General features: G+C 71.8%; 9 protein-coding genes. 6 read left to right on the top strand and 3 right to left on the bottom strand.

What is annotated here, in order from left to right:
• Positions 1–134: 134 nt before the first annotated feature.
• A complete protein-coding gene (locus AB0O11_RS17445; RefSeq protein ID WP_363387061.1) occupies positions 135–857 on the bottom strand; it encodes a DUF5324 family protein in 723 nt (240 codons plus the stop codon).
• Between the two features lie 256 nt (positions 858–1113).
• Here AB0O11_RS17445 and AB0O11_RS17440 point away from each other — a divergent pair, with 256 nt between their 5' ends.
• Positions 1114–2007, top strand: a complete 894-nt coding sequence (locus tag AB0O11_RS17440; protein ID WP_363387059.1) for a rhomboid family intramembrane serine protease — start codon at positions 1114–1116, stop codon at positions 2005–2007.
• 337 nt (positions 2008–2344) lie between these two features.
• On the opposite strand, the gene crgA is transcribed toward AB0O11_RS17440, so the two are convergent.
• Complete coding sequence (gene crgA, locus AB0O11_RS17435) at positions 2345–2593, bottom strand: cell division protein CrgA (protein ID WP_363387057.1); 249 nt, start codon at positions 2591–2593, stop codon at positions 2345–2347.
• A gap of 174 nt (positions 2594–2767) precedes the next feature.
• On the opposite strand from crgA, the gene AB0O11_RS17430 reads away from it, so the two are divergent.
• From AB0O11_RS17430 to AB0O11_RS17410, 5 genes are all read left to right on the top strand, one after another.
• Positions 2768–3526, top strand: coding sequence for a DUF881 domain-containing protein (locus AB0O11_RS17430; RefSeq protein WP_363387098.1), 759 nt, complete (start codon positions 2768–2770; stop codon positions 3524–3526).
• Positions 3527–3595: 69 nt separating this feature from the next.
• Positions 3596–3775, top strand: coding sequence for a hypothetical protein (locus tag AB0O11_RS17425; protein ID WP_363387055.1), 180 nt, complete (start codon positions 3596–3598; stop codon positions 3773–3775).
• A gap of 55 nt (positions 3776–3830) precedes the next feature.
• Positions 3831–4496 (top strand): aminodeoxychorismate/anthranilate synthase component II, encoded by a 666-nt coding sequence (locus AB0O11_RS17420; protein ID WP_224283166.1) that lies wholly within the window; start codon positions 3831–3833, stop codon positions 4494–4496.
• 5 nt (positions 4497–4501) lie between these two features.
• Positions 4502–5596 carry a class E sortase gene (locus AB0O11_RS17415; RefSeq protein WP_363387053.1) on the top strand — a complete coding sequence of 365 codons (1095 nt, stop codon included), beginning with the start codon at positions 4502–4504 and terminating at the stop codon, positions 5594–5596.
• A gap of 37 nt (positions 5597–5633) precedes the next feature.
• Positions 5634–6479, top strand: coding sequence for a class E sortase (locus AB0O11_RS17410; RefSeq protein ID WP_363387051.1), 846 nt, complete (start codon positions 5634–5636; stop codon positions 6477–6479).
• Positions 6480–6609: 130 nt separating this feature from the next.
• Here the strand turns inward: AB0O11_RS17410 and pknB are convergent, their stop codons facing one another.
• The gene (gene pknB / locus AB0O11_RS17405; protein WP_363387048.1) at positions 6610–8718 is read right to left on the bottom strand and encodes a Stk1 family PASTA domain-containing Ser/Thr kinase; all 2109 of its coding nucleotides are present in this window, start codon (positions 8716–8718) and stop codon (positions 6610–6612) included.
• Between the last annotated feature and the right edge of the window lie 28 nt (positions 8719–8746).

Genomic DNA, 8746 nt, shown 5'->3' with positions numbered 1-8746 from the left:
TATGGGTTTCTTTTTTTTTTTTTTTTTTTGTTTTTCTGTTTGAATTATCCCCACTTTTTCCGTGGGTTCCGCTTCCGGCGCCTCCCCTTTTAGTTGGTCGGCGGCCGATCGGCGTTCCGGGTGCTTCCGGACGGTCAGCGCGGCTGCGGGCCGTCCTCGGCGGCGGGGCCGTCGTTCCCGTCCGTCGGCTCGCCGGTGGCGTCCGGGGCGGAGCCGTTCGCCGGGGCGGACGCCGGGTGCGCGCCGGCCGGCCGGGGCTCCTGCCCGGTCGGGGGCTCGACCAGCCACTCCGGGTTGCTGTGCCGACGCCACCACTCCCAGGCCACGATGCCGCCGCCGATCGCCAGCAGGCCGGCCACGGCGAGGCCGGCGGCCAGGCGGTTGCAGCGCTCCTTCCGGGCGTTCCGGGCGGCCAGCTCACTGATCTCGGCCGCGCTGACGTTGCCGTGGAGGGCGGTCAGCGCGGCGGCGCCGCGCGCCTGGGCCTCCTGCGCCACCGGGACGACGGTGGCGCGGGCCTCCTCGACGGCCTGGGCGATCCTGGGGCCGACGGTGGCGCGGGTCTGGTCCGCGGCCCGGGCGGCGGACAGGCGGGCCGCCAGGGAGGCCTCCTGGGCCCGGTGGAGGGCCTTCAGGACGTTCTGCTGGGTCTCCGGCGGCAGGCTGGCGAAGGCGTGGCCGAACTGCGGGGCGAGATGCCTGTCGTACTGGACCCGGAGATTGTGGGCGGCCAGCGCGGCCTTCGGACCGACGGCTTCCAAGGCCGGGCCGAGGCGCTGCCTGGCGCCGTCCGCGAAGTGTGCGGCGGTGTCCCGGGTCCTGGTGGCCGTCTCTCGGGCCGAATCCGTAAAACTCACGAGTCTCTCCTCCTGGGTGGCGTCCTTTGTGCACATATCCACCTGAATGCTGATCATGCATCCTGATTTGTCCGGAGGCATGTCGGAGTGGGCCGTACGCGGGGCTCTGTGGTGCGGGCGGGTGGTGAGGGCATGCCGGGGAGGGGCCGGAGGCGGGGCCTGCGGGCGGGCGGGTGTGGGGGAGCCGGTCCGGGAGCGGGGGTGCAGCAGTAGGCTGGCGGCTTCGGAGGTCGTGTACGGGAAGGGGACACCGCTGATGCTCCCGGACGAGCCGCGGCCGTCGGCCGATCGGTCCCCGGAGGCCGGACTGCCCGGCTGCTACCGGCACCCGCAGACCCCCACCGGGGTCTCCTGCACCCGCTGCGAGCGGCCGATCTGCCCGCAGTGCATGGTGGCCGCCTCGGTGGGCTTCCAGTGCCCGGAGTGCGTCGGCAACGGCCACGCCGGGGCGCGGCAGGCGACCACCCGGTTCGGCGGGGCCCTTGCCGCCGACGGCGGGCTGGTCACCCGGGTGCTGATCGGGATCAACGTCGTGGTCTGGGTGCTGGCGGCCTACGTGCTCACCCCGCGGCTGGGTCAGACCTGGATCCTGCTCAGCACCGGGTGGGACGTCCTCGGCGGGCCTGCGGGCGTCGCCGACGGCCCGCACCAGTGGTACCGGCTGCTGACCGCCACCTTCCTGCACCTGGAGTGGTGGCACGTCGGGATGAACATGCTGGTGCTGTTCTGGCTCGGTCCGGCGCTGGAGCAGGCGCTCGGCCGGCTGCGCTTCCTGGCCCTCTACCTGCTCTCCGGCCTGGGTGGCAGCGTCTTCACCTTCCTGGTGGCGGGCCACTCGATAAAGTCGCTGGGTGCTTCCGGGGCGGTCTTCGGGCTGATCGGCGCCACGATCGTGATGCAGCTGCGGGACAAGGGCCCGCTCGGCCCGGCGATGGCGTTCCTGGTCTTCAACCTGATCGTCACCTTCTCCCGCCCGGGCATCGACTGGCGCGCGCACATCGGCGGCCTGGTGCTCGGCGCGCTGACTGCGGCCGGCCTGATGTACGCCCCGCGCGAGCGCCGCGGCCTGGTCCAGGCGCTGGCGGTGGCGGGCGCCCTGGCGATCGAGGCGGGGATGCTGCTGACCGGGATGGCCCTCTACGGGGCCTGACCCTTCGAGCGTTTGTCCACAGCGGGTGCGGGGTTGTGCACAGGCTGTGCGGCCCGCTGGTTGTGGACTGCTGTTCTACGCGCGTCCTGCTGTGCGGATTTCTCGGTTCCCGGGGGTTGTGCACAGCGGTGGACGGCCCCGGCCGGGAAGGTTATCCACAGGCCGGGGAGACTTTTCCCCAGTGTGGATAACCATGTGGATAAGCATGACAGTCCGATGGTCGGGATAACCGACCGGATCACCGCTCGGCTCCGGGCACGCCTGACCGCCGCCCCGGGACGAGCGGTCCGAAGCGGCGGAGAACGGCTCGAATCGGAGCCTCAGGACGGGCGGGCCGTCACTTCCACTGGGTGGAGACGCCGAACCCGGCGGCGATGAAGCCGAAGCCGACCAGGATGTTCCAGTTCCGCCAGCTCTCGACCGGGTAGGTGCCGCTGGTCACGTAGTAGGTGACGATCCACACCAGGCCGATCAGGAACAGTGCCAGCATCAGCGGCGCGACCCAACTGCGGCCCGAACTGATCTTCACCGTGGCCGTGGTCGGCGGGGTGTAGTCGGACTTCTTGCGGAGTCGAGACTTCGGCACGAGGAGCTCTCCTGTCGATGCGCTGTGAGACCGCGCGGGCGTGCAGCGGGTGGAATCGGCCGGGTCGGCTGTGGAGAACGCCCTGGGGACCGCTCCGCCACATGCCACCGGCGTCCGTTAGCGTAGTGGCTCGGTGGGTCTTGAGGAGATAAGGGTACGGTGACTAATTTGTCGATTCCCCCTGGAGCGGCCCGTACCCGCCGCTCCGGTACCCGAATTGTCGGACGTGCCCTGACCTGTGCCGTCTTCGCGCTCGCCGGCCTGCTCTTCTACATCAGCGCGCAGACCGCCCGCGGCACGGACCTGCGGACCGACAACTCGCTGCTCAGCCTCGGCGACGTGATCCGCCAGCGCAGTGGGCAGAACCAGCAGGCGCAGTCCCAGCTCGCCGACCTCCAGACCCGCGCCCAGCAGCTCACCGAGCAACAGGGCCACGACCCCGCCGACGCCGCGCGGCTGGACGGCCTGCGCTCCGGCGCGGCCCTGGAGCCGCTCCAGGGCGGCGGCCTGACCGTCACCCTCAACGACGCGCCGCCGAACGCCACCGCGCGCATCCCCGGGGTGCCCGAGCCCGGCGTCAACGACCTGGTCATCCACCAGCAGGACATCCAGGCCGTGGTCAACGCGCTGTGGCGGGGCGGCGCCGAGGGCGTGCAGGTGATGGACCAGCGGCTGATCTCCACCAGCGCCGTCCGCTGCGTCGGCAACACCCTGCTGCTCCAAGGCCGGGTCTACTCCCCGCCGTACGTGGTCAAGGCGGTCGGGCGCACCGACGCCCTGCGCTCGGCCGTCGAGGCGGACCCGACGATCCGCAACTACCTCCAGTACGTCCAGGCGTACGGGCTGGGCTGGAAGGTCCAGGAGAGCGGCGAGCTGACCCTGCCCGGGTACTCCGGCACCACCGAACTGCGGTCGGCCGGCGGCCCGCCGTAGCGGACCTGCCCCGCAGCCGGGGACGGCGGGTCTACTCTTTAACCCAGTCCGCTACGTCGAGGGAGCACCATGTACGGCTGGATCTGGCGTCACCTCCCGGGGAACACCCTGGTCCGGGCCTTCGTCTCGTTGCTCCTCGTCCTGGGGACCGTGTACCTCCTCTTCACCTACGTCTTCCCGTGGGCGGAACCGCTGCTCCCCTTCGGCGACGTCACAGTGGACGGCGGCGACGGTGCCGCGGCCGGCTGAGCCGGCGGGCCCGGAACTCCCTTCCAGCACCGCACCCCACGGAGACCACGCGCGCATGACGACCCAGCCGACCACCCCGCCCCGCATCCTGGTGGTGGACAACTACGACAGCTTCGTCTTCAACCTGGTCCAGTACCTGTACCAGCTCGGCGCCACCTGCGAGGTGGTGCGCAACGACGAGGTGACCGTCGAGCACGCCGTACGCCGCTCCGGCGCGGAGGGCTTCGACGGGGTGCTGCTCTCCCCCGGGCCCGGTGCCCCGGAGGAGGCCGGGGTCTGCATCGAGATGGTGCACCACTGCGCGCGGATCGGCCTGCCGGTGTTCGGCGTCTGCCTGGGGCTCCAGTCGATCGCGGCCGCGTACGGCGCGGTGGTCGGCCGGGCGCCCGAGCTGCTGCACGGCAAGACCTCGCCGGTCGAGCACGAGGACGGCGGGGTCTTCGAGGGCCTGCCCTCGCCGCTGACCGCAACCCGCTACCACTCGCTCGCGGTCGAACCGGCCACCGTGCCGGCCGAGCTGGTGGTCACCGCGCGCACCGGGAGCGGTGTGATCATGGGCCTGAGGCACCGTGAACTGCCGGTCGAGGGCGTGCAGTTCCACCCCGAGTCGGTGCTCACCGAGGGCGGGCACCGGATGCTCGCCAACTGGCTCGCGGAGTGCGGCTTCCCGCAGGCGGTCGACCGGTCGGCCGGGCTCGCCCCGGTGATCGGCCGGGGCTGACCGGCGTGACCGCGCTGCGTCCGGAGGGGCGTTTCCAGTCGGAGGCGGACCCGTACGGCACCGTGCAGCAGTACGGCGGGCCCCGGTACCCGGGTCAGGACGACGGCACCGGTGGCGTGCCGTACCAGCAGGGGTTTCCGGTGCAGACCGCGCCCGAGGACGCCTGGGGCGTGTACGAGCAGGCCCAGGAGCCCCTCGCGGACGGGCCCGAGTACCCCTGGCTGCCCGACCAGACGCTCCAGCTGCGGCTGCCCCTCGTCGACGGCGCGCCGGCCGCCGAACCGGCACCCACCGGCGGCCGGGCCGAGCGCCGCCGCGCCGCCCAGGGCCGCACCTCGCTGCGCTCGGGCAGCGGCCGGCGCCGGGCGGGCGGCCGTGCCGCCGGGCGGGTGCGCCCCAAGGAGTCCGTGCTCGTGGTGGCCGCCCGGGGCGTCGGCGAGCTGTGCATCACGCTCGGCCTGGTGATGCTGCTCTTCGTCGCCTACCAGCTCTGGTGGACCAACGTGCAGGCCGACGAGGCCGCCGACGGGGCCCGCAACCAGCTGGAGCAGCAGTTCAACGCGGCTGCCCCGCCCGTAAAGCCGGGCCAGCCGGCCCCGGACCCGAACAAGCCCGAGGTGTTCGAGCCCGGCAAGGGCTTCGCCATCATCTACCTGCCCAAGCTGGGGCTGAAGTTCCCGATCGCCGAGGGCACCTCCAAGTCGGCGGTGCTCGACAACGGCCTGGTCGGCCACTACACCGGCACCGGGATGCCGGGCGACAAGGCGGGCAACTTCGCGCTGGCCGCCCACCGCAACACCCACGGCGAGCCGTTCCGGTACATCAACCAGCTCGGCAAGGGCGACAAGATCGTGGTGGAGACCGCCGCCGGCTACTTCACCTACGAGGTCACCGGAGGCATCCCGGAGACCTCCCCCAACAACGTGAGCGTGATCAAGCCGGTGCCGAACGGCGCCGGGTACGCCGGTCCCGGCCGCTACATCACGCTGACCACCTGTACGCCGGAGTTCACCTCCAAGTTCCGTCTCATCGTCTTTGGCAAGATGATCGAGGAACGGCCGCGTGCCCAGGGCAAGCCGGCCGCGATCACGGGCGGGTAGCCGCCCGGCCGCCCGGCCCGGAGGGGGAGCACCGCAGATGCAGGACGAGACCGCGCAGTCGGCCGAACCGGCGCAGGAGGCCTTTCCGCCGCCCGAGCCGCGGGCCGGGCGGGGACGGAGCCGGGCGCTGGCCGCGCTCGGGGTCTTCGGCGAGCTGCTGATCACGCTGGGCCTGGTGCTCGGCCTGTTCGTGGCCTACTCGCTGTGGTGGACCAACGTGGAGGCCGACCGCTCGGCCTCGGCCGCCGCCGACCGGCTGCGCAGCAGCTGGGCCGCGGGCCCGGACCCCGGTCCCCCGGCCACACCCGGCGCGGCCCCGGCCCCCGGCGCGTCCGACGCCCCCGGCACCGGTCCGGGCTCCGGCACCGGGCCCGCGACCAGGCAGTTCGCGGCCGGGGACGACGTCGGCTTCCTGCACGTCCCGGCGATGGGCCGGGGCTACCAGGTGCTGATCCGGATGGGCACCTCCACCGAGGTCCTGGACGACGGCGTGGCGGGTGTCTACGAGCAGCCCTACAAGGCCGCGATGCCCTGGGACCAGCAGGGCAACTTCGCGCTGGCCGCCCACCGGGACGGCCACGGCGCCAAGTTCCACGACCTGGACGCCGTCCACCAGGGCGACGCGGTCGTGGTCGAGACCAAGGACAAGTGGTACGTCTACAAGGTCGACAACACCCTGGCGGAGACGTCCAAGTACGACACCGGCATCGTGGCACCCGTCCCGGCCCGCTCCGGTTACGCCGGTCCCGGCCGCTACATCACCCTGACCACCTGCACGCCGGTGTACACCTCGCGCTACCGGATGGCCGTCTGGGGGAGCCTGGTGCGGGTGGACGACATGGACGCCAAGCGCACCCCGCCGCCGGAGCTGCGGCAGTCCTGAAGCCGCGCACGGGCCTGGGGCCCGGAACGCCCGAGGGCCCGCCGCAAGCGTTGCGGCGGGCCCTCGGGCGGTCTTGGGAGTTACCCGGCGTCCGGCCCCGGCTCAGTTGAACCAGGGGAAGATCGGAGGCCTAGTGGTCCCCTTTGGCGGGTGGGGTGGTGGGGTCGCCCCCTTTCGGCGGTTCGGCCGCCTTGGTGTACAGCTGGATCTGGGTGTTCGGGTCGACCTGGGTGCCGGCCGGCGGGTTGCTCTGCTGCACCGTCGCGTTCGGGTCCGGCGGGCCGCTGGCCACGGTGTAGTTCAGGCCGAGCTTCGACAGCTGGGAGATGGCGTCCGACAGCTTGACGTTCGCCAGCGGCGGGACCGGGACCTTTTCCGGCGCCTTGTAGATGGTCAACGCGATCTTGGTGTTGGCCGGGGCCTTGGTGTTGGCCTGGACCGACTGCATGGCGACGGTGTTGACCTTGCTCGGGTCGGGGGCCGGCGCGGTCTTCGAGGCGTCCACCTGGAAGCCGAGGCCCTGGAGGGTGGCCGTCGCGTCCTCCTTCTGGGCGCCGACCACGTTCGGGACGTTCACCTTGGTCTTGCCCTGCGACACGGTCAGCTTGATCGGGGTGCTCGGGTCGACGGCCGTGGTGGCCGCCGGGTCCTGGGCGGTGACGGTGTCCTGCGCGGCGGTGTCGTCGTCCTTGTACTCGGTCGTCACGTTGGTGAAGCCGAGGTCGGCGAGCGCCTTGGTGGCCTGGTCCTTGGGCTTGCCGACCACGCTGGGGATCTGCGCCTTGGCCGGGCCCGAGGAGATCTGCACCGTGATGGTGGCGGTCTCGGCGACCTGGGTGCCCGCCAGCGGATTCTGGGTGCAGACCTGGTCCTTCTTGATGTTGGTGTCCGGGCAGGCGACCTTCTCGCCCTCGGTCACCACGAGCTTGGGACCGACCGCGGTGGCGGCTGCCTTGGCCTCCGCCAGGGTCTTGCCGGCCAGGTTCGGCGCGGTGACCTTCGTGGCGTCCTTCGAGCCCTTGTCGCTGAACATCGCCTGGGCGACGAAGAAGGTGCCGACCAAGACCAGCACGGCGGCCACCGCCAGCACGATCCAGGAGGTGTTGCTCTTCTTCGGCGGGTCGTCGCCCCTACGGCCGCGGCCGTAGCCGTCGTCGTAGCCGTCGTTGCCGCCGACCGCGGGGCCGGCGTGGGTCTGGCCGTAGCCGTCGTCCTGGTAGCCGCCCTGCCCGGAGGCCTGCGGCAGGACGGTGGTCGGGCCGCCGCCGGGCTGCTGCGGCAGCACGTTGGTCTGGCCGTACGGGTCGTGCTGCTGCGGGTAGCCGTTCTGGTCGTAGCCGTAGCCGTAGCCGGCCGCGCCCATGCCGTACGCGGCGGCCTGCTGGGCGGCGGCCACCGGCAGGCCGTCGAGGAAGCGCTCGATGTCGTCGCGCATCTCGTCGGCGGTCTGGTAGCGGTAGTCGCGGTCCTTGGCGAGCGCCTTCAGCACGATCGCGTCGACCTCGGGGCGCACCTCGGGGTCGAAGACGGACGGCGGCTGCGGCTCCTCCCGGACGTGCTGGTAGGCCACCGCGACCGGCGAGTCGCCGACGAACGGCGGGCGGACGGTCAGCAGCTCGTAGAGCAGGCAGCCGGTGGAGTAGAGGTCGGAGCGGGCGTCGACCTGCTCGCCCTTGGCCTGCTCGGGGGAGAGGTACTGGGCGGTGCCGATGACGGCCGAGGTCTGCGTCATCGTCATTCCGGCGTCGCCCATCGCACGGGCGATGCCGAAGTCCATGACCTTGACGTTGCCCTGCCGGGTCAGCATCACGTTGGCCGGCTTGATGTCGCGGTGCACGATGCCGGCCCGGTGCGAGTACTCCAGGGCCTGGAGGATGCCGATGGTCATCTCCAGCGCGCGCTCGGGCAGCAGCCGGCGCCCGGAGTGCAGCAGCTCGCGCAGCGTGGACCCCTCGACGTACTCCATCACGATGTACGGGATGGAGATGCCGTCGATGTAGTCCTCGCCGGTGTCGTACACGGCGACGATCGCGGGGTGGTTCAGGGACGCCGCCGACTGCGCCTCGCGGCGGAAGCGGGCCTGGAACGACGGATCCCGGGCCATGTCGGCCCGGAGCGTCTTCACTGCGACGGAGCGGCCGAGTCGGGTGTCATGGCCGAGGTACACCTCGGCCATGCCGCCGCGTCCGAGGACGCCGCCGAGCTCGTACCTGCCGCCGAGGCGACGAGGCTCTTCCATAGTTCCGACCCTCTCCCTCACCGGCCGG

The organism is Kitasatospora sp. NPDC093102, from assembly GCF_040683915.1.
GTDB lineage: Bacteria > Actinomycetota > Actinomycetes > Streptomycetales > Streptomycetaceae > Kitasatospora.
Note: the sequence above shows the minus strand (reverse complement) of the source record. Positions and strands in the feature narration are given on the sequence as shown.

What these genes read in the sequence shown, in the direction of transcription:
- AB0O11_RS17440 (WP_363387059.1), top strand. Translation starts at nt 1,114, where the DNA reads ATGCTCCCGGACGAGCCGCGGCCGTCGGCCGATCGGTCCCCGGAGGCC.
- AB0O11_RS17425 (WP_363387055.1), top strand. Translation starts at nt 3,596, where the DNA reads ATGTACGGCTGGATCTGGCGTCACCTCCCGGGGAACACCCTGGTCCGG.
- AB0O11_RS17420 (WP_224283166.1), top strand. Translation starts at nt 3,831, where the DNA reads ATGACGACCCAGCCGACCACCCCGCCCCGCATCCTGGTGGTGGACAAC.
- AB0O11_RS17410 (WP_363387051.1), top strand. Translation starts at nt 5,634, where the DNA reads ATGCAGGACGAGACCGCGCAGTCGGCCGAACCGGCGCAGGAGGCCTTT.
- pknB (WP_363387048.1), bottom strand. Translation starts at nt 8,718, where the DNA reads ATGGAAGAGCCTCGTCGCCTCGGCGGCAGGTACGAGCTCGGCGGCGTC.